The sequence below is a fragment of the Xanthomonas sp. LMG 12460 genome (assembly GCF_009192895.1).
Classification (GTDB): Bacteria; Pseudomonadota; Gammaproteobacteria; order Xanthomonadales; family Xanthomonadaceae; genus Xanthomonas_A; species Xanthomonas_A sontii.
Map to the genome: position 1 here is coordinate 1 of NZ_NKUH01000088.1, position 25,029 is coordinate 25,029.

The following is a 25,029-nucleotide window of genomic DNA, read 5'->3' on the forward strand; positions in this document are numbered from 1 at the left end:
GGAGCGCCTGCCGGGTCCGCCGGGCTCAGGAACACGGGGGTCGAATAGGGCAGCAGCAAGGGTGGGGCCGGCGTGGCGGGCGCCGGTGCGGCCGGGTCGGCTGGGGCGGGGCGTTCCTCCAGCACCAGGCGGTAGGCGCTTTCCTCGGCGCTGGCCGGTCCGGGACGCACCAGCCGCAGCAGTTGCCGCCCCTGCGCCGGGATGTCGATCGACTGCGGGCTGGCGCGGATCTCGTCGGTGCTCTCCAGGTCGTCCATCCCGTCGGTCTGCCGCCAGCGGTACACCGTGACCTGCGCCTGCCAATGGCGGTCCTGGGTATTGCTCAGCCAGATGTCGGTGCTGGTCTCGCCGGGGGCCAGTTGCACCAGGGTCGGGCTGATCCGGACCCCGGCCGCGCCGGCACTGCCGGCCAGCGCCAGCAGCAGCGTTGGCAGCAAGCGCGCGCGCGCGCTGCGGGCGCGGCCCACTAGAACGCGACCGTGGCGTAGCCCGCCGACGTGCGCGGCGTGATGCCGGCGGCGGGCAGGCTCAAGGCCAACGCCATGCCGGCGCCGGGCGCGGGTGTGCCGTCGATGCTGACCTGGTAGGCCAGCGGGCGGTTGCAGGCGACCGTCGGCAGTGCCCCGGGTTGCGGACGCGCCGGGGCGCCGATCTCGCAACTGCGTTCGATACGGATACCGATCCGCAACATCGCGCCGCCGGTGCCGACGGCGGGTTGCGCCGCCGCGTCGACGCCGGCCACGCACAGGCTCGCCAGCAGCAGCGGTCGCAGGAACGGCGCAGTCATCGAGCGGAACTCCGGGGAGGACACAGCCAATAGCGGCCCTCGCCACGACAACTTGACCGGCACGCTGGCGCCGTTCAGGCCTCAGTAGGTGACGGTGACCTTGACCACGTCGCTGTAGCTGCCCGGGGCGGGCGTCTGCCGGGCCGGGACCTGCCCGTACAGGGTCAGCGCCTGTGCGCTGCCGGTCCCGGTACCGGTCTGGGTATCGGTATTCAGGGTGCTGCCCCAGCGTTGGGTGCGCGCAGCGTCGCGGTACAGCTCATAGGTCAGGTACTGGCCGCTGGCGCTGCGCATGCGGCGCACGTTGCCGCTGGCGTTCTGGCCATTGTCCAGGCTCACCTGCCAGGCGGTGCGGTAGCGGCAGTTCATGCTGAGCACGGTGGTGTAGTTCAGCGGGTTGTCGATCAGGCCGGACTGGGTGCCGAAGTCCAGGTCGGCGATGCTGGCGATGGTGCAGGTCGGTGCGGCGGTGGCGCTGGCCACGAACGGGAACTGCACCGAGGTGCCGCCGCCCTTGCCGCCGGTGGTGCAGGAGGTGGGAATCACCGCGGGGTTGCCGACCAACGGCTCGTCGTAGCGGTACTGCAGGTTGGTGTACACGCCGCTGAAGCTGTTCTGGTAGGTCCCGGTGGCGATGCCGCTCTGCAACGGCACCCGCGCGTAGACGGTGTAGGTGCCGCTGCCGCTGCCGCCGGTCGCCAGCGACGAATAGGTCAGGTCCACCTGCAGTGGGGTGGAACCGCTCAGCGCGCTGCCCCAGACCAGGCTGCGCGCGCTGTCGCGGTAGAGCTGGAAGCCGAGGCTGTCGTTGAGCGGGTTGAGCATGCGCCGCGGGGTGATGCCGAGGCCGGCACCCTGCGCGCCCTCGCCGATGTTCAGGCACATGCGCACGTAGATCGTGCCCAGCACGCTGATCGCGCCGGTCTGGCAGGTCACCAGGATCTGTGCGGTGGCGTCGGTGGCGGCGGTGTCGGAGAGGGTGCCGAAGCTCACCGCCGTGGCCTGCGCGGTACAGGTGGTGGTGGCGGCAGCGCGCTGCGGCAGCAGCGCCGCGGCCACCAGCAGCAGCGCCGGCAGCCATATCCGCCAGGCGCGCGCGCTCACGGCGTGCGCTCCGGCAGGCAGCGCAGCGGACCCAGCCGGGTGGGCGGCGCCTGCGTCGGGCGCTCGATCCGGAACCGGCAGCGGCGTCCTTGCATGTCCACCTCCAGGTCGTTGCGGCCGGGCGCGAGCCCTTCCACATAGGCCTGGCCATCGTAGCCGACCACGGTGTCGACGCCCGGTCCATGCACCCGGCTGCCGACCGGCAGCGGTGCGTCGGCGGCATCGTGCAGTTGCACCAGCACGCCGTCGCTGCGGCGGATCGGGAACGCCACCACCACCCCGGTGCGGTCGCGCGGCACCACGATCTGGTCGACCTGCTCCGGCCGCAACTCGGGCGGCAGGCGCATCGGATCGATCGACAGCCGGTTGTGCTGCCAGGCCAGCAGCGGCGTGACCAGCAGGAAGCCGCGCGCATCGGTGCGGCCGATCGGCCGGTTCTCCAGCAGCACCGGCACGTCGGCGACGCCGCCGGTGGAGACCAGGGCGAAGGCCTGATCGAGATCGCGGCCAGGGAACCAGCCGCCGCCGATCCAGGCCACGCCGCCCGACGCTTCCGCATAGGCGTAGCGCTGGCCGCCGGCGCTGGCGATGCCGCCGGCGTAGCGGGCGCTGTCGCCACGCCAACTGGCCTCGGCCAGGCCGCCGCCGCCGTCCTGCCCGCCGCGCGCCTGCAGCCGCCAGCCGCTGCCGCCGTCGGCGGCTGCCGCCTGGCTGAGGTCGGCCGTCGCACTGGTGCGTTCGCCGATGCGTTGCATGGCCACGCCGGCCTGGCGGCGGCCGTCCAGCGCGATCGACCAGCCCAGGTACACGCTGCGGTCGCGGGCCTGGTCCAGGTTCTGGTTGATGCTCAGGTTCAAGGACGATTGCCGCGGCAGGGCACGGGTCCAGAACAGGCTGGCGTAGCGTTGGTCGCCGCTGTCGGGGTAGGCCAGGCGCACGTAGCTCAGGGCGATGTTGCCGACGCCGTCCCAGGTGCTGCCGAACAGGGCGCGCTCGCTGATCCGCGGCGGCGCGGCGCCGTAGCGCGCGGCCACGTCACGGTAGCCGGCCTGCGCGCGCTGGGTATCCATCGCCAGGTTGAAGCGGCCGTTGTTCCAGCGGTAGCTCAGCGCGTACTGCAGGCCTTGCTGGCCGGCCGCACCGCCGTGCGCCAGCGAGGCGCCGAACACGCCGGTGCGCGGCAACAGCCACAGGCCGCCGACCCCGGCATTGCGCACGCCGGCGCCGGCCTCGGCGTGCGCCTCGGCGGTGAAGCGCGGGCCGAGGCCGCGCCGCCAGCTGGCGCTGCCGACGGTGTCGCCGGCATAGGCGAAATCGGCGACGCCGTACGCCTCGCGCACCCGGCCCAGCGCCAGCGACCAGTCGGTCAGGCCGCTGGCCAGCAGATCCTGGGTCGCATAGAACGGAAAGGCCAGCGAGCGGGTGCGGCCGTAGGCGTCGGTGATCACCACCTGGGCATTGCCGGCGCCGTCCACGCCCGGCGCGGCGGACAGCTGGAACGGCCCGGCCGGCAGCTGCGCGCCGTACTGGCGGATGCCGTTGACGTACAGGTCCACGCTGGACGGCACCGCCACTTCGCCGAGGAATTCCGGCAACGTGGTGATCGCGCGATACGGCTGCAGGCCGAAGTCGCTGCCCACCCGCACGCCGCCCAGGCGCACGGTGCGGCTCCAACTGGTGCTGCTGCTGAAGGTGTCGCCCAGCACCACGCTGGTCATGCGCTCGGGCAGCGACCACTGCCATTGCGTGTCCAGGCGGATCGTCTGGGCACGCCAGTCCTGCTGCGGCTCGCGGTACACGCGGCCGACGAAGGACTGCCGCAGCAGGCCCTGGCCCAGACCGAACACGCGCAGCTCGCCACTGGCGGTGAGATTGCTGGCGCCGCCCTGGCGGCTGGCGTAGAGGTCGTAGTCGAGCAGGGCGCCGGGTGAACTGGTCGCCGGCAGCGACGGCACGCCGCCGCGCGCGTCGATGCGGGTGGTGGCGACGTCCAGCAGCGCCACCGGCGCGTCGATCGTCACCTGCTGCAGGCTGGCGTCGTAGCGGAAGCGCACGCCGTCCAGGTCGCCCAGGGCGATCGCCGCGCTGGCGTCGCTGCCGTCCACGCGCAGGCCGAGCTGGCGCAGGGTGGCGGCGCTGGCGCGCAGTTGCTCGCCGTCGCGCTGGAACTGGAACAGGCCGGGCTGGCGGGTCTGGTTCAGGGTGACCTCCAGGTACAGGGTCTCCTGCGCCGGAGCGGTCGCCTCGGGCCGGGGCGGGGGCTGCGGCTGGGCGACGGCGAGCGCGGCGCTGCCGGCCCACAGCGCCAGCAGCAGTTCAGGGCGCCGCGGCGTCCACGACCAGCGACTGCGCGCGCGGCTCGCCATTGATCCTTGCCTCGAACGTTCCCTGGGTCTGCGCCAGCGCCGCCGGCAGCGGCCAGCGCTTGCGCTGGCCCGGCAGCACGTAGCCGGCCAGACCCTCGGCGATGGCGCTGCGGCGGCCATCGCCGGCGACGAACTGCAGGTCCACCAACTGCGCGTGGCCGTTGCCCTGGTTGAGCACTTCCAGGGCCGCGCTCTCGCCTTCGCCCACCACCCGCGCGCGCAGCGCCGGCGCGGTCGCCACCGCCGGCTTGAGGAACACCGGCACCGAATAGCGCAGCACGAACTGCAGCCCGGCGCTGGCGTTGCCGCCGGCATCCTGGCTGGGCAGTTCGTCGACCAGGATGCGATAGGCGTCCTCGCCGGCGGCGGGCGCGGGATCCAGGCGGATCACCCGCACCAGTTGCCGCGCGTGCGGCGCCAGTTGCAGCATCGGCGGGCTGAGCGCGATGCGGTCGCTGGGGTCGAGCACATCCTCGCCGTCGCGCTGCTGCCAGCGGAACACGCGCACCTGCGCGCGCAGCGGCACGTCGCCGCTGTTGCTCAGCCACAGGCCCTGCGCGGTCTCCTCGGCACGCAGCGACACCGAGGTCGGCGCCACCTGCAGGCTCGCCGCGACAGCCGCGCCGGCCGCCGCCAGCCACAGCGCGGCGAGCGCCGGCAGGCGCAGGAAGGAAGACAGTCGCGAACGCATGCAGGCGGCTCCGGTTACCAGGTGACGGTGGCGGTGACGACGTCGCTGTAGGAACCGGCAGGGTAGTTGGTGCTGGCGACCTGGCCGTAGACGGTGATCGGTTGCACTGCACCATTGCCGGTGCCGGCCTGGGTGTCGGTGCCGATGGTCGAGCCCCAGTTCTGGGTGCGCGCGGCATTGCGGTACAGCGCGTACGGCACGCGTGCGGTATTGCTGGCGTCGGCGCTGCCCATGGTGCGGGTGGTGACCGTGGCGCCGGAGCCGGAACCGGCGTTCAGCGCGATGTTGTACGGCGTGCCGGAGGTGCAGCGCACGTTCAAGGTGCCGGTGCTGTTGATCGCGGTCTGGGTGGAATTGACGCTGCCGAAATCGACGTCGGTGGGCGCGGTCTGGATGTCGCAGACGCTGGTGATCTGGATCTTGACGTTGAAGGTGCGCGAGTCGGACTGGGCCCAGGCCAGGCCGGTCCCGGCGGCGAACAGCACGAGGAAGGCGAGAACGCGATGGAAGAGGTACATGGCAGGGTTCTTCGGTGAGGGCGGACAACCGCCGGTGCCACCGCCAGTGCAAAATGCGCGCCAGTTCACATATTTATGGATCGTTATCCAGTTTTCACATGGGATGACCGCCACAGGGTGCCGTGTTCAGTGCGATGAAGGCAGCGGCGACCGCGCCGGCGTGCCAAAAACCCGGCAACGCGTCCGGCGCGTTCAGCCAGCGCCGGGATGAGCGATAATGACGACCATGACCGTCAATCTGAAAACTCCGCAGGACATCGAGAAGATGCGCGTGGCCGGCCGCCTGGCCGCCGAGGTACTGGACCTGATCGGCCCGTACGTGAAGCCCGGCGTCACCACCGCCGAGCTGGACCGCATCTGCCACGACCATATCGTCAAGGTGCAGGGGGCGGTGCCGGCCAACGTCGGCTATCGCGGCTTTCCGAAGACCGTGTGCACGTCGGTGAACAACGTCATCTGCCACGGCATCCCCAGCGAGGGCAAGGTCCTGAAGGACGGCGACATCGTCAACATCGACGTCACCGTGATCAAGGACGGCTGGCATGGCGACACCAGCCGCATGTACTGCGCGGGCACGCCGTCGGTGATGGCGCGGCGCCTGATCGAGGCCACCTACGAGGCGATGTGGCGCGGCATCCGCGCGGTGAAGCCGGGCGCCACGCTCGGCGACGTCGGCCATGCCATCCAGCAGTACGCCGAGAGCGAGCGCTTCAGCGTGGTGCGCGAGTACTGCGGCCACGGCATCGGCAAGGTCTACCACGACGAACCGCAGGTGCTGCACTACGGCCGGCCGGGCGACGGCCTGGTGCTGAAGCCGGGCATGACCTTCACCATCGAGCCGATGATCAACGAGGGCACGCGCTACACCCGCGTGCTGCCGGACGGCTGGACCGTGGTGACCAAGGACCGCAAGCTCTCCGCGCAATGGGAGCACATGGTCGCCGTCACCGAGGATGGGGTGGAGGTCCTGACCCTGTCGCCGGGCGGCCTCGGCGAACCGTGAGCCTGTTGCCGGCCGGTGCCGATGCCGGCATGCCCGGTGCCGGCGTCGACGACGCCGGTTGGGCCGCCGCGGTCCGGCAACTGCTGGCGCAGACCGATGCGCGGCTGAGCAAGCGTTTCGACCAGGGCGATGACATCGATCGCCTGCTGGCGCTTCGCGCGCGCGCGCTCGACCAGTTGATCCGCCACGCCTGGAGCCGCTGCGTGCCGCGCGAGGCCGGGCTGGCGTTGTTCGCGGTCGGCGGCTATGGCCGTGGCGAACTGTTCCCGCGCTCGGACATCGACCTGCTGGTGTTCGGCGACCTCGATCCCGCCTGTGAACCGGCGCTGGCACGGCTGTTCCCGCTGTTGTGGGACGCCGGCGTGCCGGTGAGCCATGCGGTGCGCTCGGCCGCGCAGTGCACCGCGGCCTGCGCCGACCAGACCGTGCTGACCGCGCTGATCGAGGCGCGCCCGCTGCAGGCCGACGCCGCCGCCAAGGCGGCGCTGGCGGCGGCCATCGCCCCGCAGCGGGTGTGGCCGCCGCGCGAATTCTTCATGGCCAAGCGCGAGGAACTGCAGGCCCGCCACCAGCGCTTCGGCGACACCGCCGACAACCTGGAGCCGGACATCAAGGACGGCCCCGGCGGCCTGCGCGACCTGCATACGCTGGGCTGGATGGCGCTGCGCGCGTTCGGCGTGCGCGATCTGGAGCCGTTGATCGGGCTGGGCCATGTCGGCGGCGACGAGGCCGCCGCGCTGCGCCGCGAGCGCCGCGAACTGGCGCGCTTGCGCTACGGGCTGCACTTGGTCGCCAACCGTCCGGAAGAGCGCCTGCGCTTCGATTACCAGAAGACCCTGGCGCAGCGCCTGGGCTTCTCCGACGACGTCGAGAGCCTGGGCGTCGAAAAGATGATGCAGCGCTTCTATCGCAGCGCGGCGATCGTGCGCCGGCTCAGCGACCGGCTGCTGCAGCGCTTCGAGGAACAGTTCGACGGCGAAGCGCAGCCGCAGCCGCTGGACGGCGGCTTCTCGCTGCGCCGCGGCTACCTGGCCGCCGACGACGAGCGCTGGCCGCAGGCCGATCCGGTGCAGGTGTTCGCGCTGTTCGCCACCTGGGCCGCGCACGGCGAGATCCGCGGCCTGCATTCGCTGACCGCGCGCGCGCTGGCCGAGGCGCTGCCGCATCTGCCGGCCTACGCCAGCGCCAGCCCGACCGCGCGCGAGCGCTTCCTGGCGCTGTTGCGCGGCCCGCGCGCGGTGCAGACGCTGACCCGGATGGCGCGGCTGGGCGTGCTCGGGCAGTGGATCCCGGCGTTCGCGCAGGTGTCCGGGCGCATGCAGTTCGACCTGTTCCACGTGTACACGGTCGACCAGCACACGCTGATGGTGCTGAAGAACATGGCGGTGTTCGCCAACGCGCGCGCCGACGAACGCTTCTCCATCGCCCACGAAGTCTGGCCGCGGCTGCGCAAGCCGGAACTGCTGCTGCTGGCCGGCCTGTTCCACGACATCGCCAAGGGCCGCGGCGGCGACCATTCGGAGCTGGGCGCGGTGGATGCGCGCGCGTTCTGCGCCGCGCACGCGCTCAGCGCCGCCGACACCGAGCTGGTCGCCTGGCTGGTCGAGCAGCATCTGCGCATGTCGGTGACCGCGCAGAAGCAGGACATCGCCGATCCGGAGGTGATCCATCGCTTCGCCAGCCTGGTCGGCGACCGCGAGCGGCTGGACTATCTGTACCTGCTGACCTGCGCCGACATCGCCGGCACCAGCCCCAAGCTGTGGAACGCGTGGAAGGACCGGCTGCTGGCCGACCTGTACTTCGCCGCGCGCCGCGCCCTGCGCGAAGGCCTGGAGCATCCGTTGCCGGTGGCCGAGCGCCTGCAGGAGGCGCGCGAGGCCACGCGCGCGCTGATGCACATCCAGGGCCACGACGACGCCATCATCGACCGCCAGTTCGCCGGCATGCCGGACGAGAGCTTCCTGCGCTTCCGTCCCGAGCAACTGGCCTGGCAGGCGACCTCGCTGATGGAGGTGGAACTCGGTGGCACCCTGGTCAAGGTGCGCCCGGTCACCCCCGACGACGCGGCGCTGGAAGTGTTCGTGTATTCGCCGGACCGCGACGGCCTGTTCGCCGCGATCGTGATGACCCTGGACCGGCTCGGCTACGGCATCCATCGCGCGCGCGTGCTCGACGCCCCGCACGGGGCGATCTTCGACACCTTCGAGGTGATGCCGGCCGACGCCTTCGCCAGCGGCGACATCGCGCAGTTGCAGGCCGGACTGCGCGAGGCGCTGGCCGGCGACCTGGCGCGGCTGCGCCCGGCGCGGCGGGTGGTGCCGCGCCAGCTGCGGCATTTCCGCTTCGCCCCGCGCATCGAATTCCGCGAAAGCCTCGACGGCCGCCTGACCCGGCTCAGCCTGGTCGCGCCGGACCGCCCCGGGCTGCTGTCGGACGTGGCCCAGGTGCTGCGCCGGCAGCACCTGCGCGTGCACGACGCGCGCATCGCCACCTTTGGCGAGCGCGCCGAGGATCTGTTCCACATCACCGACGAGCACAACCTGCCGTTGCCCGACGCCGCCCGCCAGGCGTTGCAGGCCGCGCTGCAGGCCTGCCTGGACCCCGATACCCCGCCTGGAGACCCCCGCTGATGGCCACCAAGAAGCCTGCCGCCAAGAAGCCCGCTGCCAAGACGGCGGCCCCCAAGAAGACGGCCAAGCCGGTTGCCGCAAAGCCGGCGGCGCCGACCGTGGCGAGCAAGCCCGCCAAGCCCGCGCCGAAGCCGCTGCGCGCCAAGCCGGTGGCCGTGCCCAGCGCCGACGAGCTGAAGTTCACCATCGACAGCGCCTTCGAGCGTCGCGCCACGCTGACGCTCGACGAGATCGAGGGGTCGACCCGGCCGGTGGTCAACCGCGTCATCGATGGCCTGGAGAGCGGCGAGTTCCGTGTCGCCGAGCCGGACGGGCACGGCGGCTGGAAGGTCAACGAGTGGCTGAAGAAGGCGGTGCTGCTGTACTTCCGGGTCAACGAGATGGCCGTGGTGGAAGCGCAGCCGGCGCCGTTCTGGGACAAGGTGGAAGCGCGCTTCGCCGGCTATCACGAAGCCGAATTCCGCAAGGCCGGGGTGCGCGTGGTGCCGGGCGCGGTGGCGCGCCGCGGCAGCTACTTCGGCAAGGACGTGGTGCTGATGCCGAGCTTCACCAACATCGGTGCGCACGTGGGCGAGGGCACCATGGTCGACACCTGGGCCACGGTCGGTTCCTGCGCGCAGATCGGCAAGCACTGCCACCTGTCCGGCGGCGCCGGCATCGGCGGCGTGCTCGAGCCGCTGCAGGCCAGCCCCACCATCATCGAGGACCACTGCTTCATCGGCGCGCGCTCGGAAGTGGTGGAGGGCGTGGTGGTCGGCCACCACAGCGTGATCGGCATGGGCGTGTTCCTGGGCCAGAGCACGCGCATCTACAACCGCGCCACCGGCGAGATCTCCTACGGCTACGTGCCGCCGTACAGCGTGGTGGTGTCCGGGCAGTTGCCGTCCAAGGACGGCTCGCACTCGCTGTACTGCGCGGTGATCGTCAAGCAGGTCGACGCCAAGACCCGCAGCAAGACCAGCGTCAACGACCTGCTGCGCGGCCTGGCCGACTGAGATGCCGGCGGCGGTGCCGGACCTGGCCGAGGCCGCGGCTTACCGGCACCCGTCCGCCGCCTGGTACGGGCGCGTGCTGCCGCGCCTGCTGCATGCGCCTGGCTGGACCCGGCTGCGGCGTGCGTTGACGCAACGCTGGCCGCTGCCGGCGCTTGCGAGCGACGTGCGCGAGGTGGTCTATCTGAACTGGTGGGTCGACGTGCGTCGCGCCCCGCCACCGCCGCCGGGCTACGCCCATGTCGTCCACCACGGGCGCACGCCGTACACCATCCTCAGCTATCGCCACGGCCATTTCGGTCCGGCCCTGGCCGGACCGCTGCGGAAGCTCCTGCCATCGCCGCTGCAGAGCAACTGGCGGTGGTACCTGCGTCGCGTGGACGATGTGAACGCCGGGCCGGTGGTGCTGTTCGACCGCAACGTGATGGATGGATTGGCCTACGTGGCCGGCGCACGCGCCGCCAGCGACGCCATGCAGCCGCACCTGGCCGCGCGCTTCGTGCACGCGCTGCAGTCCGATGGCAGCGGCCACACGCAGATCGAGCCGGGGCAGGGCAGCGCGCCGGCGCTGCAACTGCACTGGCAGCCTGCCGAGGCCTGGCACGATGCCGACTGGACGCCGGCGTTCGCCACGCGCGAGGCGCTGCTGCGCTTCCTCACCTGCCAGGACGAGGCCATCGCCCGTACCTGCGACGGCCGCTGGGCCAGCACCCGCATCGCCTTGCCGGTGGACCCGGCCACGCTGCAGCCGTTGCGGCTGACCGGGGCGCTGACCTGCCCGCGGCTGCAGGCGCTGGGTGTCGCGCTGGAGGAGGGATTGGCCTTTCGCCTGCCGCGTGTCGCGTTCCGGGTGGTGTCCGAACGGCTGCTCTGAGCGCCTGGCGCCTGGGTAACGCCGGCAGCGTGCAACCTGTTCGAGCGGTTCCGTCGCGTGCCCGCGGGTAGAGGACAATGCGTGCCGGTTGCACCGCAGCGTTGCCGTGCCCTGTTGCGTCGACGCTCGCCTCCGCCTGGGTGATCGACGTTGCAGGAGATGGACGGCCGGCCGTCGGTTGAACCGGACGATCCCGCGGCCGGTCGGGAGCGCTGTGCATACCCGGCGTACATGGGTGGCCCGATACGCTGGCGCACGCGATTGCGCCACTGCCGCCACGTCAGGGGGCGGAACGGAAGAGGCCTGGCGCGCTGCCACGAACGAACAGGAGAGACCGATGCGTACGATCATATGGGCTTGCTGGATGACGGCCGCGTTCGCGCTGTCCGGGTGCGGCCGTGAGGGCGCGCCGGCGTCGACGACGCCCAAGCAGGGCGACACGCCTGCGGCGGCCGCCGCTGCGCCCAATCCGGCGCCGGCCGCGACACCTGCGCCTGCGCAAACGCCTGCGACGACGACGGGGACTGCCGGTGCGGCGGGCGCGCCGCTGTCCTGCGCCGACGAGATCGGCGCCGACGCCGCGGCGGCGCGTGCGGCCACCTGTCGCTCGGTGTCGCCGGCCACGCACCCGCCCTGCAATGCCGCCAACAGCTGCGCCATGATCGACGACGAGATCGCCCGCAGCTGCGCGCTGCTCGGCCGCGACGGACCGGCCACCGCCGGGTGCGGCCCGGCCGCCGACAGCCCGCAGGCCGCGGCCGACGTGGTGCGGCGCTATTACGCGGCGATCAATGCGCGCGACTACGCCACGGCCTGGCAGCAGTGGGGCGAGGACGGGCGCCCGGGGCAGTCCTACGCGGCCTTCAAGGCCGGCTTCGCGCAGACGCGTGCGGTGAAGGCGACGATCGGCGCGCTGGGCGCCAGCGATGGCGCCGCCGGTTCGGTGTACCAGCCGGTGCCGGTCATCGTGGAGGCGACGCTGGCCGACGGCACGCGGCAACGCTTCCGCGGCGACTACGTCCTGCGCCGGGTCAACGGTGTGGACGGGGCTTCGGCGGCGCAGCTGCGCTGGCGGATCGACTCGGCCAAGCTCCAGGACGTGCCGGTGCAGTGAGGCCTGGCGGCGTCTTCTTGCGCCTGGGAGGCCGATGGCGCGCGCGGCGGGTAAGATCACGCGCGCTGCTGCCTGTCGATGACGGCATGCCCGGTTCGTCTCCTGATGGCATCGCCCGCCGAAAGGCGGTGCGCGGTGCTTTGGAGTGCGATCGGTTCTGGGCCGACCGACCCTCACCCCAACCCCGCTCCCGGTGGGAGAGCGGCTTCATTCGCTTGAAGGGATGTTTCGATGACGACGTTGTACGGATTGAAGAACTGCGACACCTGCAAGAAGGCGACCAAGTGGCTGGACCGCTTCGGCGTGGCCTACACCTTCGTCGATTACCGCGAGCACAAGCCGACCCCGGAGACCCTGCTGCACTGGGCCGGCCAGGCCGGTGGGTTCGACGCGCTGGTCAACAAGTCCTCCACCACCTGGCGGCAGTTGCCCGACAACAAGAAGACACCCGGCTCCGATGCCGAGTGGAAGCTGCTGCTGCGCGAGTATCCGCAACTGATCCGGCGGCCGGTGGTGGTGACCGACGACGGCAAGCTCAGCCAGGGCTTCTCCGACAATGGCTTCAAGCAGCGGTTCGGGGTGGCGTGAAGATCCGCCCGTACCGGGCCGACGACTGGGCGCGCCTGTGCGCCATCCACGATGCCGCGCGCCTGGAAGAACTGCAGGCGGCGGGGCTGGCGGAGGCGTTCCTGCCGCTGCCGATCGCGGCCGAGCGCGAAGGCTTGTTCGATTACCGCGTGCAGGTCGCAGAAGCGCAGGGTCAGGTGCTCGGCTTCGTCGCCGACGACGGCGAGGAACTGGCCTGGCTGTACGTGGATCCGGACGCGCGCCGGCGCGGCGTCGGTCAGGCGCTGGTGGCCGCGGTGCAGGAGGCCAGCCCGGCTGGCTTGACGCTGGAATTGCTGGAGGGCAATGCTGCGGCGCTCGCGTTCTACCGCGTCTGCGGTTTCGTCGAAACCGGCACGCACGGCGGGCGCATGCCTGGCAACGAAGCTTTCGCGGTGCGCGTGCAGTGCATGCGCTGGCCCGGCATCGCGCCGTAGCGACGACCGGCGCCGCGACCGCGCACCCGTCCGGCGATCCTGACCGATGTTTCGAATCCGCCAGTCCCACTCGTACACTGCACGCCGTGCGCCGTCGGCACGCGACGCTGCCGCCGCCGATCCGCATCGCGTCTCCCTCGTGTTTTCCAACGGTGTCCCTGCATGTCCGATGTCCTTGAACTCGCCTGCGACCTGATCGCCCGCCCGTCGGTCACCCCCGACGATGCCGGCTGCCAGGACCTGATCGCGCAGCGGCTGCAGCGCGCCGGTTTCGCCATCGAGCGGCTGCGCTTTGGCGAGGTCGACAACCTGTGGGCCACCCATCGCGGCGGCGACGGTCCGGTGCTGGCGCTGCTCGGGCATACCGACGTGGTGCCGCCGGGGCCGCGCGAGGCCTGGAGCAGCGATCCGTTCGCGCCGCAGGTCCGCGATGGCGTGCTGTACGGGCGCGGCGCCGCCGACATGAAAGGCAGCGTGGCCGCCTTCGTGGTCGCCGCGGAGCGGTTCGTGGCCGCGCAGCCGCAGCACCCGGGCACGCTGGCGCTGTTGCTGACCAGCGACGAGGAAGGCGATGCGATCGACGGCGTGCGCCATGTGGCGCGCGTGTTCGCCGAGCGTGACGAGCGCATTGACTGGTGCATCACCGGCGAACCCTCGTCCACCGAGCGGCTCGGCGATCTGCTGCGGGTCGGCCGTCGCGGCAGCCTCTCCGGTGCGCTGCGCGTGCGCGGCGTGCAGGGGCACGTGGCCTATCCGCACAAGGCGCGCAACCCGATCCACCTGGCCGCGCCGGCGCTGGCCGAGCTGGTCGCGCGGCACTGGGACGACGGCTACGAAAGCTTCCCGCCGACCAGCCTGCAACTCTCCAACGTGCATGCCGGTACCGGCGCCAACAACGTGATCCCCGGCGAACTGCAGGTCGCCTTCAACCTGCGCTACACCCCGCACTGGGATGCGCCGCGGCTGGAAGCGGAGATCGCCGCGCTGTTCGATCGCCATGGGCTGGACTACGACCTGCGCTGGCACCGCAGCGGCGAGCCGTTCTACACCCCCGAAGGCACGCTGCGCCGGGTGGCACGCGAGGTGCTGGGCGAGGTCGCCGGCGCGCCGCCGGAGGAGAGCACCGGCGGCGGCACCTCCGATGCACGCTTCATCGCCCCGCTGGGCGCGCAGTGCATCGAAGTCGGCCCGGTCAACGCCAGCATCCACCAGGTCGACGAGCACGTGCGCGTGGCCGACCTGGAGGCGTTGCCGGATTTGTACCTGCGCCTGATCGAACGGTTGCTGCGGTAACAGTTGCGCCGGCCCGCGTGCCGGGTTACGGTCGTTCCATGACCTCGCTGTCCGCCCTCCGCTCGAGCAACGCCAACGGCCGCAATAATGCGCTGGCGAATAATCGTGCGCGGCCGATGCGGGTCTGCGACTAGGCGCTACCAGAAACACCACGCCCAGCCACCAGAAAACCCGCATCGGCCGATGCGGGTTTTTTTGTGCCTGGGTGTTCCCCTCCGCAACCAACACCCCACGATCAGGAGCTTTCCCATGTGTTCGATCTTCGGCATCTTCGGCCTGCAACCGGGCGACGACCTGCAGGCGCTGCGGCGGCAGGCGCTGGACTGCTCGCAGCGGCAGCGCCACCGCGGCCCGGACTGGAGCGGCGTGTATGTCGACGACGGCGCGATCCTGGTCCACGAGCGCCTGGCCATCGTCGACCCGGCCGGCGGTTCGCAGCCGCTGCTTTCCGACGACGGGCAGCTGGCGCTGGCGGTCAACGGCGAGATCTACAACCATCGCGAACTGAAGAAGCAGCTCGTGCAGCCATACGCCTTCCAGACCGGCTCGGACTGCGAGGTGATCAACGCGCTGTACCGCGAAACCATGCCGGACGCGCTGCTGAACCGACTCAACGGCATCTTCGCTTTCGCGCTGTGGGACAAGGCCGCCGGCCGCGTGCTGATCGCGCGCGATCCGATGGGCGTGTGCCCGCTGTACTGGGGCCACGACGCGCAAGGGCGGCTGCGGGTGGCCTCGGAGATGAAGTCGCTGGCCGACAGTTGCGCCGACGTCGCCCAGTTCCCGCCGGGCCACTACTACGACAGCGCCAGCGGCGAACTCGTGCAGTACTACCGCAAGCCGTGGCGCGACTACGCGGCGGTGCAGGGCGTGGAGGTGAGCAAGCAGGAACTGCGCGAGGCCTTCGAGCGCGCCGTGCATCGCCAGTTGATGACCGACGTGCCGTACGGCGTGCTGCTCTCCGGTGGACTGGATTCCTCGCTGGTGGCGGCGGTGGCGGCGCGCTTCGCGCGCAAGCGCATCGAGGAGAACGACGAGGCCGAGGCATGGTGGCCGCGCCTGCACTCGTTCGCGATCGGCCTGAAGGGCTCGCCGGATCTGGCCGCCGCGGCGATCGCCGCCGAGGCGCTGGGCACGGTGCACCACGGCTTCGAGTACACCTTCGAGGAAGGCCTGGACGCGTTGCCGGAGGTGATCCGGCACATCGAGACCTACGACGTCACCACCATCCGCGCCTCCACGCCGATGTTCCTGCTGGCGCGGCGGATCAAGGCGATGGGGGTGAAGATGGTGCTCTCCGGCGAAGGCAGCGACGAGATCTTCGGCGGCTACCTGTATTTCCACAAGGCGCCGAACGCGCGCGAATTCCACGAAGAACTGATCCGCAAGCTCGACGCGCTGTACAACTACGATTGCCTGCGCGCCAACAAGTCGATGATGGCCTGGGGCGTGGAGCCGCGCGTGCCGTTCCTGGACGTGGAGTTTCTGGACGTGGCCATGCGCATGGACGCCCAGTACAAGATGGCCGGCACCCGCGCCGACGGCAGCAAGCGCATCGAGAAGGCGGTGCTGCGCGAAGCCTTCGAGGGCTATCTGCCCGAGTCGATCCTGTGGCGGCAGAAGGAGCAGTTCAGCGACGGCGTCGGCTACGGCTGGATCGATGGGCTGAAGGCGCATGCCGAGGCCCAGGTCAGTGACCGCGAACTGGCCGCGGCCGACAAGCGCTTCCCGGTGAACCCGCCGCAGACCAAGGAAGCCTATTACTACCGCAGCCTGTTCGAGCGCGTGTTCCCGACGCCGGCCGCGGCCGAGACCGTGCCCGGCGGCAAGTCGATCGCCTGCTCCTCGCCGGCGGCGATCGCCTGGGATGCCAGCTTCGCGACGATGGCCGATCCCTCCGGCCGTGCGGTGGCCGGGGTGCACGCGCAGGCGCTGGGGTGACCGGCGCCAGCTTCCTGCTGGTGGCGCGGCTGGCCGCGGGGCGCTCGCGCGCGGCCGGGCTCGCCGCGGCACTGGGCATGGGCGTGGGCTGCGCGCTGTTCGCGTTGGCGGCCTTGTTCGGCCTGCAGGCGTTGCTGGAGCGGGTGCCGGCGCTGCATCGCGCGCTGTCGGTCGCCGGTGCCGCCTATCTGCTGTGGCTGGCCTGGCGGGCGTGGCGGACGCCGGCGTCGCTGGCCGCCACCGCGCCGGAACAGCAGGTGCCGGCGGTGCGCTCGGCCTTCGTCATGGGCCTGTTGACCCAGCTCGGCAACCCGCAGACCGCGCTGGTGTTCGCCGGCCTGTTCGCCGCGCTGCTGCCGGCGCAGCGCGTGCCCGCCGAGTACGTGGCGCTGCCATCGCTGGCCTTCGCCATCGATGCGGCCTGGTTCGCGCTGGTGGCCGGGTTGCTGTCCGCGCCCGCGCCGCGGCGCTGGTGGCTGCGCGCGCGGCGGCCGCTGGACCGGCTCAGTGCGGTGCTGATGAGTGGCCTGGGCCTGCGCCTGCTGTGGCGGGCGGTGTAGCCGCAAGCGCAGGCGTGTCGCGCTGCCCGGGTAGCGTGTGTGTTCGCCGGCGATGCATGCGTGCCGCGCGCCTCCCGCTACGCCGGATCCGCCGTCGGCGCTGCGCTGTCGAGGACGCCGTGCATGGCCGTCGTGGGGGCTGGCCCTGTGGCGCTGTCCAGGCAGATCCGGCTCTTGCCGTCGCGCTTGGCGGCATACAGCGCACGGTCGGCACGCTTGAGCAGATCCGAGACGTCGCCGTCGGGGTGCATGCGCGCGACCCCGGCGCTGAACGTGAAGGCCACGCCCTTGGCGCGGGTCTGGCGCACGCGTTCCAGCAGCCGCTGCAGCAGGGCATCGGTCTGGGTGTCGCTCATGCCGTCGAGCACGATGCCAAATTCCTCGCCGCCGAGCCGGCCGACCCGGCAGCCGCGCCCGAGCCGGGTCAGTTCGGCGGCCAGGGCGAGCAATACCGCATCGCCGACATCGTGGCCATGGCGGTCGTTGACCTGCTTGAAATCGTCGATGTCCAGCATCGCGAACTGCAGCGTGCCGCGGCGACCGCGTTCGGCCGCCAGCGCATGCAGTTGCGCCATCAGGGCGCGCCGGTTGGCCAGCCCGGTCAGCGCATCGGTCTCGGAGATGCGCCGGTAGTCTTCCTTCAGGCGGTAGGTGATCAGCATGCTGCGCGCGAAGGTGCGGTTCATGGCCAGGCCGATCAGCGACACCGCGGCGACCAGCAGCCCCAGCAGCATCGGGTCGCTGGCGGCCGCCGGTGGCAGCGCCCGACCGCTCAGCATGATCGTCCAGGTGTATGCCAGCGCCAGCAGGTAGTCGCGCGTGAACGGGAACAACAGATTGATGCCCAGGCACAGGGTGACCGCGGTCGGCAGCCACCAGAATTCGCCATGTACGCCCATCTGCCGCAGCTCGATCTGATACGCCCACGACAGCAGCAGCACGTACAGCGCGCCGCTCAGGCGCCAGTGCCAGAAGCGGCGGACCAGCAGGGTGCAGGCGGCGGCGCCGAGCAGCGCGGCCAGCAGGATCAAATTGACCAGGCCCCATGGTCGCTGCAGATACGGATTGAACAGCAGCGTCGCGACCCAGATCGACAGGGTCAGCGCTTGAATGGCCGTGGTCGACCGGCCCAGCAGGTGGCGGATGTACTCCGGGTACGTCATGTGCTGCCCAACGGCGCGTCCCGGCCGGTTCGTGATGTGCGGACGCCGACGCGCACGCGATGGATCGATGGCAGCTTATCGGCATGCCGGCGTGGCGGCTTGAGTGGCCGCAGCGTCTGCGGTTCAGCCTGTTCGTGCCGCACGCAGCGGCGGTGAAGCGGGGTGGACGTCTGCGCTGTCTGCGTCGGGCTTGATGCGCGTGCACCACGAGCGAGTGCGCTGCGGGGCGGCGGCATGCGCCGCCCCGCGGGGGGGGGGGCTGTTGGTGCTGCCTGCTACAGCGACGTGGCGGCCGGCAGACCGGGATCGCCCGCGAACGCCGCGGACGTGCCGGCCGACACCGGCGTGGCGCCGTCCAGGCGAAGGCTGCCGTTGCCCGCCTGCCGGGCGGCGGACAGCGCGCGGTCGGCGCGGGCGAGCAGGTCGGACAGTTCGCCGCCGGCCGGCAACGAGGCCATGCCGACGCTGCAGGTGAAGCTGGCGCCGTCCACGCGCAGGCCGCGGATGCGCTGCTGCAGGCGCTGCACCAGTGCGCTCGCCTTGTCCTGCGACACGCCCTCGAACAGCAGGCCGAACTCCTCGCCGCCGAGGCGGCCGACGCGGCAACGCGGGTCCAGCCGCACCAGTTCCGTCGCCAGCGCCTGCAGTACCGCATCGCCGACGTGGTGGCCGTGCTCGGCGCCGATCCGCTCGAAGTCGTCGATGTCCAGCATGGCCAACTGCACGGCGTGCTGGGTGCCGACCGCTGCCTGCAGGTCGGCCATCAGCGCGCGCCGGTTGGGGATGCCGGTCAGTGCGTCGGTCGCGGCCAGGCGCCGATAGCCTTCCTTCAGTGCGTGGTTGCTGCGCATGGTGGTGACGAAGATGCGGTTCAACGCGAACCCGACCATGGTCACCGCCGCCACCAGGATCTCCAGCAGCGGCAGGTCGGCGGAGGCCGGCACCAGGCTGTCGTGCCAGCCGAGCATGATCGCCCAGGTGCAGGCCAGCGCCAGCAGATAGTCGCGCGCGTGGCAGAACAGCACGCTGTAGCCCAGGCTCAGGGTCACCGCCACCGGCAGCATCCAGGCCAGGCCGGCGCCGCCCATGTGGTGCAACTGCAGCCGGAACGCGGCATCGAACGCGATTACCGACAGGAAGGCGCCCAGCCGCCATTGCCAGGACCGCCTGGCCATGCGCATGACCAGGCCGCTGCCGAGCATGGCGGCGAACGCCAGCGCGTAGCGCGCGTCCAGTGGGTGGTTCAGGTAGGGGTTGCACAGCAGCAGCGCCAGCCAGACGCACAGGGTCAGGCCCTGGATCGCCAGGATCGGCGTGTCGAGGGTGCGGCGGACATGAAGGTGGTAGTTCATCTGCTCTCCCAGAGCGCCGCGGCACTCCAGCGTCTGCGGCACGGCCGGTCGGTGGTCCAGCGCGGTCCGTCGGTCGCTGGGGCGTCGTCACCGGTTAGCGGCCGCTGCAGGCAGAGCTTTAATGGATGTGTCGCGGCGTGCGTGTCGCCCGCCTTGGGGGCGACACCCGCCTGGACGCGACCGGGCCTGCCGGTCACCCCGGTTCTGCCGCCACGCGCGGGCGGGCGCGTCCCGGCCGACCTGCCCAAGGCCGGCCGGGTGGCGTGCGCAGGCGCCGCGGCCGCGCGCGCTTACTCGAAGCGCACGCAGTGGCCGTAGCGTTCGGGCTGGATGTCGATGCCCGAGGCATCGGCCTGGTTGCTCTTGCGCCACAGGTTGGGGCGGAACTCCGGGCCGGTGCAGTTGGCCGCGCTGTCCACGCCGATGGTGTAGGTGTAGGGGTTGCCGCGGAAGGTGTTGTTCTCGAAGGTGTTGTCCTGGCTCATGCTGTTGTCCCAGCACAGGATCTGCGGCGTGCGCTGGCGGATCGAGCAGGTCAGGTAGAGCCCCGCACCCTTGTTGTCGATGAACTGGTTGCCCGCGAACAGGTTGCGCCGCGCGTCGGCCAGGTACACGCCCTGGCTGCCGTTGCGCTCCAGGCGGTTGTCGCGGATCTCGCTGTCTTCCAGATGCTCGGTGGTGATGCCGGCGGCGACGTTGTCGTGGATCACGTTGTCGATCAGCTTGACCTTGGCGGTGCGGTTGAACGACACCCCGTCCCAGGTCGCGCCGGACACGTCGTTGTGCGCGATCAGCAGGTCGCGGCTGTCGAACTCGCTGAGCAGGCAGGCGCTGCGGCACTTGCTCACTCGCAGGTGGGTCAGCTGGATGTTCTGGCCGTTGCGCACCACCACCAGGCTGTTGCTCAGGTACGGGCGTTCGGGCATGAACTCCTTGTCGATGGTGCCGCCGACGATCTGCAACTGCTCCACGCGCACGTCGCGGATCGGCCGCATGGGGCGCTCGTTCTGGTAGTCGCCGATGACGATGGTGGGTTGCTGCACGTGGTCGCGCATGCGCAGCACGGTGCTGTCGCCCTGGCCGCGCAGGCGCAGGCCGTCGCGCTGGATCGAGATCAGCTTGCCGACCGGGAACTCGCCGGCGCTCAGGCACACGGTGGCGGGTTTGCCGTCGTTGGGGACGCGGTCGATCGCGGCCTGCAGATCGTCGCCGGGTTGGGCGCGCACGCTGCAGTCGGAGGCGGCCGCGGGCGCGTCGGCAGCCGGCGTGGCGCAGGCGGAAAACGACACGGCCGCGGCGAGCGGCAGCAACAGGGCGAGCAGGGGAGGGCGCTTCATCGGTAGGCAGACTCGGCAGTGGGGGAAGGGGGAAGGCAGGCCGGCGTATGCGGGCGGACGCCGGCGCGGAGCCGATCGCGGGTCATTGTGGTGCGGACGGGCTTAATGTCAGCGTGTACCGGGTCGGGCCGGGCAGGAACTTTGTGGCGCGGCCCTGCACCCAGTCGGCGTGGCCGGCGCCCCAGAACGGCGACAGCGGGTGGCCGCTCTGGCCGCCGGGCATGTGCACGATGCCGTCGGCCTCGTGACCCGGTGCCACCACCATGCGCTCGGAGGCGCCGAAGGCCGGGCGCTGCACCCGCGGCATGTCGTCGTCGCCGGGCAGCGGCGTGTCCGGCATGCATAGCCAGCCGCGCAGCGGCGCCGGCAGGCCCTGCGCCAGCGGATGGCAGATCGCCGCACGGTTCTCCTGGCCCCAGCGGCGCGTGTCCAGCGGGCCATCGGCCTGCAGGTGCGTGCGCACCTCGGCGGCGGCGTCTTCCAGCAGCGCCTGCCAGCTGCCGTAGCGGCGCGGCAGCAGGTGCAGCGGCTGTTGCTGCAGCAGCGGCCAGGCCACGCCTTCCAGTTGCGGCAGCGCCGGGGGCGCGGCATCGGCGTCCGATCCTGTAGGTGCCGGCGCGATCAGGCCGTCGCGGATCCGGGTCAGCACCGCCAGGCGCCAGGCGCGCACCAGGGTATAGCTCACCGATCCGGTGCTGGCGCGGCCTTCCCAATGCTTGGCCGCTTGCGAGATGGCGTGCAACGCCGGCGTCGCCGCACCGGCATCGCGTTGCTGCAGCAGCGCCCACCAGCGCTGCAGGAACAGGGCGCGGTCGTCGAGCTGGATCGCCAGCAACTGCCGTTCGTCGAGGTGCGGATGCAGGCGCAGGTCGTCGCGGATCTGCTGTGCGCGTGCGCCCAGCGCGTAGCCGCCGTCGCCGAGCGGTGCCAGTTCGGCGCCGCCGACCACGCGGGCATTGGCGGTCCACAATTGCCCGTCGGCGGGATCGATGCGTTGCGGCGACTGGCTGGTGGACAGCGGCCATGGCGCGCAGCGCGCCTGCGCCGGCACTGTCGCACGCACGTCGTGCATCACCGCATCGGCCGCGCAGTGCGGACCGCGCAGCGGCAGCGGGCCGAGCACGCGCCAGCCGATGTGGCCGTCGCGGTCGGCCAGCACCAGGTTCTGCGCGGGCGTGGCGATGTGCTGCGCACGGGCGAAGGCATCGGGCAGGGTGTCGGCGCGGGCGAAGTCGGCCAGCCCCAGATTCAGCGCACCCGGCAACTGCGCGGCCCAGCGCAACGCCAGCGCGCTGCCGTCGGGTTCGTGTTGCAGGATCGGGCCATAGGCGGTGTCTTCGACCTGCAGTTCGGTGTCGGGGGCGCCCGAGACCTTGATCCGTTCGCGATGCACGGAGACCGGCGTGCAGCCGGGCTGCGCCACCGCGGCGCACGGGGTGAGCCGGTACCAGTCGGCGGTATCGGCATAGCTGTTGGTGAACCCCCAGGCGACGTGACCGTTGCTGCCGACGATCACCGCCGGCAGGCCGGGCAGCGAGAATCCGGACACGTCCACGTGGCCGCCCGGCGCCTGCGCATCGGCATAGCGCAGGCGCACGCGGAACCACAGGCTGGGCGCGCGCAGGCCCAGATGCATGTCGTTGGCGACGATGGCGCGGCCGTCGGCGGTGCGGCTGCCGGCGATCGCCCAGTTGTTGCTGCCGGGCGCGCTGGTGGCGACCGCCTCGGTCGCGGCGGGGGCGGGCGCGCCCGCCAGGCGGCGCAGATCGACCTGATCGGCGGAGGGCAGCTCCGCGTCGCCGCGCACGCTGCCGTCCAGTGTCGCGTCCCAACTGCTGCCATCGTGACGCAGCAGGGCGTACAGCGGCGCCGGCAAGCGCTGCTGCAGGCGATACAGGGCCAGCTTGCGCTCGAGTTGCTTGCCCTGCAGGTCGAAGTACATCGCCTGGCCGGCCAGCGCCGAATCCACAGGCTGCCAATCGCGCGGCGCGGCGAACAGCATCAGGTAAGGCCACGGCCGTATCCGCAACGCGTGCAGGCCCTGGTTGACGCCGGCGCTGTAGGCCTGCAAGGCCGCCGCGTGCGTGCCGGCGAACGCGGCCAGTTGCGCGCTGCTGCGCGCGCGCAGGCGATGCGCCCGCCGTGCCTTGTCCACGTCCAGCGCGTGCGGGCCGACCAGTTCGGACAGCTCGCCGGCGGCCGCGCGGCGCAGCAGGTCCATCTCGAAGAAGCGTTCCTGCGCGTGCACGTAGCCGAGCGCGCGCATCGCATCGGCCTCGTCGGCGGCATCGATGGTGACCACGCCCAGCGCGTCGCGCTGGATGCTTGCCGGTGCGCGCAGGCCTTGTAGCGGGGCCTTGCCGTCGAGCGTGGCCAGGCTGCCGCGCAGCAGCAGCCAGATGCCCAGCGCCACGGCCGCCGTCAGCAGCAGCGTCCCCAGCAGCAGGCGTTTCCATCGACCGCGCATCGTCTCTCTCCGGTGGGCAAGTCTTCGATTCTAGACACGACTGCGTGTCGTTCCCGCGTAGGCGCGGCACGCTGTGCGCGGGGTCACGCATCGTGGGTGGTGCGACTCGGGATGTGAATGATTCCGATTGGAACGCGGCGCGGCGGCATCGGGCACTATGGCGCCCTCAGTCGACCCCACGGAGCCCGCCCCATGAAGGGACACCCCGACGTTGTGCAATGCCTCAAGGAGCTGCTGCGCGGCGAACTGGCCGCGCGCGACCAGTATTTCATCCACTCGCGGCGTTACGAGGACCAGGGCCTGCTGGCGCTGTACGAACGCATCAACCACGAGATGGAAGAGGAGACCGAGCACGCCGATGCGCTGCTGCGGCGCATCCTGTTCCTGGAGGGCGACCCGGACATGCGCCCGCATGCCTTCGAACCCGGGCGCACGGTCGAGGAAATGCTGGAGAAGGACCTGAAGGTCGAGTACGAAGTGCGCGCCAACCTGGCCGCGGGCATGAAGCTGTGCGAGCAGCACGGCGACTACGTCAGCCGCGACGTGCTGCTGGCGCAGCTGCGCGACACCGAGGAAGACCATGCCTGGTGGCTGGAACAGCAGCTCGGCCTGATCAAGCGCATCGGCATGGCGCTGTACCAGACCTCGAAGATCGAAGGGCACGTGTCCGGCAAGGACGCCTGATCCGTCCGTGCGCCTCCCACTTTCGGGAGGCGCCGATGCACTGAGCGGGACCCATCCCCGCCATCGCGGCCGTGCCATCGCCGGCCGCTTCTGACCCGCCGATCGTGCCGGTCGCCACAACTCTCGCTGGCCCGCACCGGCGCTGCCGACCTTCGCGGGCGATAGTGCGCATCGCGGTGTCGCGGTGGTTGCTGCTGCAGCAAGGCCGCAGCGACTGCCGACACGCCTTCTGCCCTTCTCGTTTCCTGACGCCGCCGATCGGGTTCGGCCGCGCGCGGCCGCGTGGCTGGATGGCGTGGCTGGCGCATTCGCTCGGTTCGCAGTGCGACGCCATGGCGATCGGGCGAGCCGATCTGTCGTCGCCGTCCTCGCCGATGGCTGTTGCAATGCCGCAAAAATCGGCCGTCGCACGCATCTCGCTGCACACGCGAACCCTTGAAATCCAGGCGTTTGCGCGCCTCGCCACGTCCGCGGCAAAGGCCCTGCGGACAATGCTTGCAAAACGGTAGTGATCGCTATACGGTAGTTTTCACTACTTAATTGCGCGATGGCGAGGGGGCGTTCGATGCAGGCGAGTCCGGGAATGAAGCGGTACGGCGCGGTCGGTGTGGTGGTCGCGGGATGGCTGCTGGCGACCGCGCCGGCGTGCGCCGCGCCGGCCGCGGCGCAGGGGTTGTGGCTGACCGCGGCCAAGGACGCGGTGGTGGAGTTCGCGCCCTGCGCGGATGCGGCCACGGCCTTGTGCGGACGCATCGTCTGGGACAAGGACGCCGGCACCGCCACCGATACCTGCGGTGTGCAGATCGCGCGTCTGGGGCGCGAGGACGGCGATACCTGGCGCGACGGCTGGGCGTTCGATCCGCGCAGCGGCAAGCGCTACAAGGCCACGCTGCGCGCCAGCGGCAAGTCGCTGGACCTGCGCGCCTTCGTCGGGGTGGAAGTGCTCGGCGAGACCGAACGCTTCACCCGCGTGCAGACGCTGCCCAGCACGCCGGTCTGCGCGACGTGATCCACCCGCCGCGCGCGCAACGCGCCGGCACCCTCGACGTGCGGGGCCCGCGACGGCCGCCGCGCGTCCCACCTTCCTCAGCGAACAGGGGAGATTGAGAT

Annotated in this window: 23 protein-coding genes; 13 read left to right on the forward strand and 10 right to left on the reverse strand. The window is 71.3% G+C overall.

What is annotated here, in order from left to right:
- From CEK66_RS16530 to CEK66_RS16555, 6 genes are all read right to left on the reverse strand, one after another.
- The coding region (locus CEK66_RS16530) for a fimbria/pilus periplasmic chaperone (protein WP_226978647.1) at nucleotides 1-437 on the reverse strand (437 nt) is incomplete at its 3' end.
- 29 nt (nucleotides 438-466) lie between these two features.
- Complete coding sequence (locus CEK66_RS16535; protein WP_152237623.1) at nucleotides 467-787, reverse strand: hypothetical protein; 321 nt, start codon at nucleotides 785-787, stop codon at nucleotides 467-469.
- A gap of 81 nt (nucleotides 788-868) precedes the next feature.
- Entirely contained in the window at nucleotides 869-1,891 is a 1,023-nt protein-coding gene (locus CEK66_RS16540) for a spore coat U domain-containing protein (RefSeq protein WP_152237624.1), read from the reverse strand.
- A complete protein-coding gene (locus tag CEK66_RS16545; protein WP_152237625.1) occupies nucleotides 1,888-4,257 on the reverse strand; it encodes a fimbria/pilus outer membrane usher protein in 2,370 nt (789 codons plus the stop codon). The genes CEK66_RS16540 and CEK66_RS16545 overlap by 4 nt, the downstream gene beginning before the upstream one ends.
- Nucleotides 4,208-4,948: a fimbria/pilus periplasmic chaperone gene (locus CEK66_RS16550; protein WP_152237626.1), complete on the reverse strand. Its 741-nt coding sequence runs from the start codon at nucleotides 4,946-4,948 to the stop codon at nucleotides 4,208-4,210. The genes CEK66_RS16545 and CEK66_RS16550 overlap by 50 nt, the downstream gene beginning before the upstream one ends.
- Before the next feature lie 14 nt (nucleotides 4,949-4,962).
- A complete protein-coding gene (locus CEK66_RS16555; RefSeq protein ID WP_017912102.1) occupies nucleotides 4,963-5,466 on the reverse strand; it encodes a spore coat U domain-containing protein in 504 nt (167 codons plus the stop codon).
- 226 nt (nucleotides 5,467-5,692) lie between these two features.
- Here CEK66_RS16555 and map point away from each other — a divergent pair, with 226 nt between their 5' ends.
- The 10 genes from map (at nucleotide 5,693) to CEK66_RS16605 (ending at nucleotide 16,916) form a co-directional block, all read left to right on the forward strand.
- Nucleotides 5,693-6,469 (forward strand): type I methionyl aminopeptidase, encoded by a 777-nt coding sequence (gene map, locus CEK66_RS16560; RefSeq protein ID WP_017911155.1) that lies wholly within the window; start codon nucleotides 5,693-5,695, stop codon nucleotides 6,467-6,469.
- A gap of 29 nt (nucleotides 6,470-6,498) precedes the next feature.
- The gene (locus CEK66_RS16565; RefSeq protein WP_152237648.1) at nucleotides 6,499-9,099 is read left to right on the forward strand and encodes a [protein-PII] uridylyltransferase; all 2,601 of its coding nucleotides are present in this window, start codon (nucleotides 6,499-6,501) and stop codon (nucleotides 9,097-9,099) included.
- On the forward strand, nucleotides 9,099-10,094 hold the full coding sequence (gene dapD / locus CEK66_RS16570) for a 2,3,4,5-tetrahydropyridine-2,6-dicarboxylate N-succinyltransferase (protein WP_017917099.1): 996 nt from the start codon (nucleotides 9,099-9,101) through the stop codon (nucleotides 10,092-10,094). Before CEK66_RS16565 ends, dapD begins: the two co-directional genes overlap by 1 nt.
- Before the next feature lies 1 nt (nucleotide 10,095).
- Nucleotides 10,096-10,965 carry a hypothetical protein gene (locus tag CEK66_RS16575; protein WP_152237627.1) on the forward strand — a complete coding sequence of 290 codons (870 nt, stop codon included), beginning with the start codon at nucleotides 10,096-10,098 and terminating at the stop codon, nucleotides 10,963-10,965.
- A 337-nt stretch (nucleotides 10,966-11,302) separates the two neighbouring features.
- Nucleotides 11,303-12,079, forward strand: coding sequence for a hypothetical protein (locus CEK66_RS16580; RefSeq protein ID WP_226978648.1), 777 nt, complete (start codon nucleotides 11,303-11,305; stop codon nucleotides 12,077-12,079).
- A 231-nt stretch (nucleotides 12,080-12,310) separates the two neighbouring features.
- Entirely contained in the window at nucleotides 12,311-12,667 is a 357-nt protein-coding gene (locus tag CEK66_RS16585) for an arsenate reductase (RefSeq protein WP_152237628.1), read from the forward strand.
- Nucleotides 12,664-13,122 carry a GNAT family N-acetyltransferase gene (locus tag CEK66_RS16590; protein WP_152237629.1) on the forward strand — a complete coding sequence of 153 codons (459 nt, stop codon included), beginning with the start codon at nucleotides 12,664-12,666 and terminating at the stop codon, nucleotides 13,120-13,122. The genes CEK66_RS16585 and CEK66_RS16590 overlap by 4 nt, the downstream gene beginning before the upstream one ends.
- A gap of 162 nt (nucleotides 13,123-13,284) precedes the next feature.
- Nucleotides 13,285-14,415 carry a succinyl-diaminopimelate desuccinylase gene (dapE, locus tag CEK66_RS16595; RefSeq protein WP_152237630.1) on the forward strand — a complete coding sequence of 377 codons (1,131 nt, stop codon included), beginning with the start codon at nucleotides 13,285-13,287 and terminating at the stop codon, nucleotides 14,413-14,415.
- A gap of 249 nt (nucleotides 14,416-14,664) precedes the next feature.
- Nucleotides 14,665-16,356 carry an asparagine synthase B gene (gene asnB, locus CEK66_RS16600; RefSeq protein WP_152237631.1) on the forward strand — a complete coding sequence of 564 codons (1,692 nt, stop codon included), beginning with the start codon at nucleotides 14,665-14,667 and terminating at the stop codon, nucleotides 16,354-16,356.
- Nucleotides 16,353-16,916, forward strand: a complete 564-nt coding sequence (locus CEK66_RS16605; RefSeq protein ID WP_193312691.1) for a LysE family transporter — start codon at nucleotides 16,353-16,355, stop codon at nucleotides 16,914-16,916. The genes asnB and CEK66_RS16605 overlap by 4 nt, the downstream gene beginning before the upstream one ends.
- Before the next feature lie 77 nt (nucleotides 16,917-16,993).
- On the opposite strand, the gene CEK66_RS16610 is transcribed toward CEK66_RS16605, so the two are convergent.
- From CEK66_RS16610 to CEK66_RS16625, 4 genes are all read right to left on the reverse strand, one after another.
- A complete protein-coding gene (locus tag CEK66_RS16610; protein WP_152237633.1) occupies nucleotides 16,994-18,079 on the reverse strand; it encodes a GGDEF domain-containing protein in 1,086 nt (361 codons plus the stop codon).
- Between the two features lie 275 nt (nucleotides 18,080-18,354).
- Nucleotides 18,355-19,431 carry a GGDEF domain-containing protein gene (locus CEK66_RS16615; RefSeq protein WP_152237634.1) on the reverse strand — a complete coding sequence of 359 codons (1,077 nt, stop codon included), beginning with the start codon at nucleotides 19,429-19,431 and terminating at the stop codon, nucleotides 18,355-18,357.
- 290 nt (nucleotides 19,432-19,721) lie between these two features.
- Entirely contained in the window at nucleotides 19,722-20,768 is a 1,047-nt protein-coding gene (locus tag CEK66_RS16620; RefSeq protein ID WP_017910788.1) for a right-handed parallel beta-helix repeat-containing protein, read from the reverse strand.
- A gap of 82 nt (nucleotides 20,769-20,850) precedes the next feature.
- Nucleotides 20,851-23,235 carry a penicillin acylase family protein gene (locus tag CEK66_RS16625; protein WP_152237635.1) on the reverse strand — a complete coding sequence of 795 codons (2,385 nt, stop codon included), beginning with the start codon at nucleotides 23,233-23,235 and terminating at the stop codon, nucleotides 20,851-20,853.
- A 192-nt stretch (nucleotides 23,236-23,427) separates the two neighbouring features.
- Between CEK66_RS16625 and bfr the strand changes: the two genes are divergently transcribed.
- From bfr to CEK66_RS16640, 3 genes are all read left to right on the forward strand, one after another.
- Complete coding sequence (bfr, locus tag CEK66_RS16630; RefSeq protein WP_043092467.1) at nucleotides 23,428-23,919, forward strand: bacterioferritin; 492 nt, start codon at nucleotides 23,428-23,430, stop codon at nucleotides 23,917-23,919.
- Nucleotides 23,920-24,107: 188 nt separating this feature from the next.
- Nucleotides 24,108-24,428 carry a hypothetical protein gene (locus tag CEK66_RS16635; RefSeq protein ID WP_152237636.1) on the forward strand — a complete coding sequence of 107 codons (321 nt, stop codon included), beginning with the start codon at nucleotides 24,108-24,110 and terminating at the stop codon, nucleotides 24,426-24,428.
- A gap of 74 nt (nucleotides 24,429-24,502) precedes the next feature.
- Nucleotides 24,503-24,928 carry a DUF2147 domain-containing protein gene (locus CEK66_RS16640; protein WP_152237637.1) on the forward strand — a complete coding sequence of 142 codons (426 nt, stop codon included), beginning with the start codon at nucleotides 24,503-24,505 and terminating at the stop codon, nucleotides 24,926-24,928.
- Nucleotides 24,929-25,029: the final 101 nt, after the last annotated feature.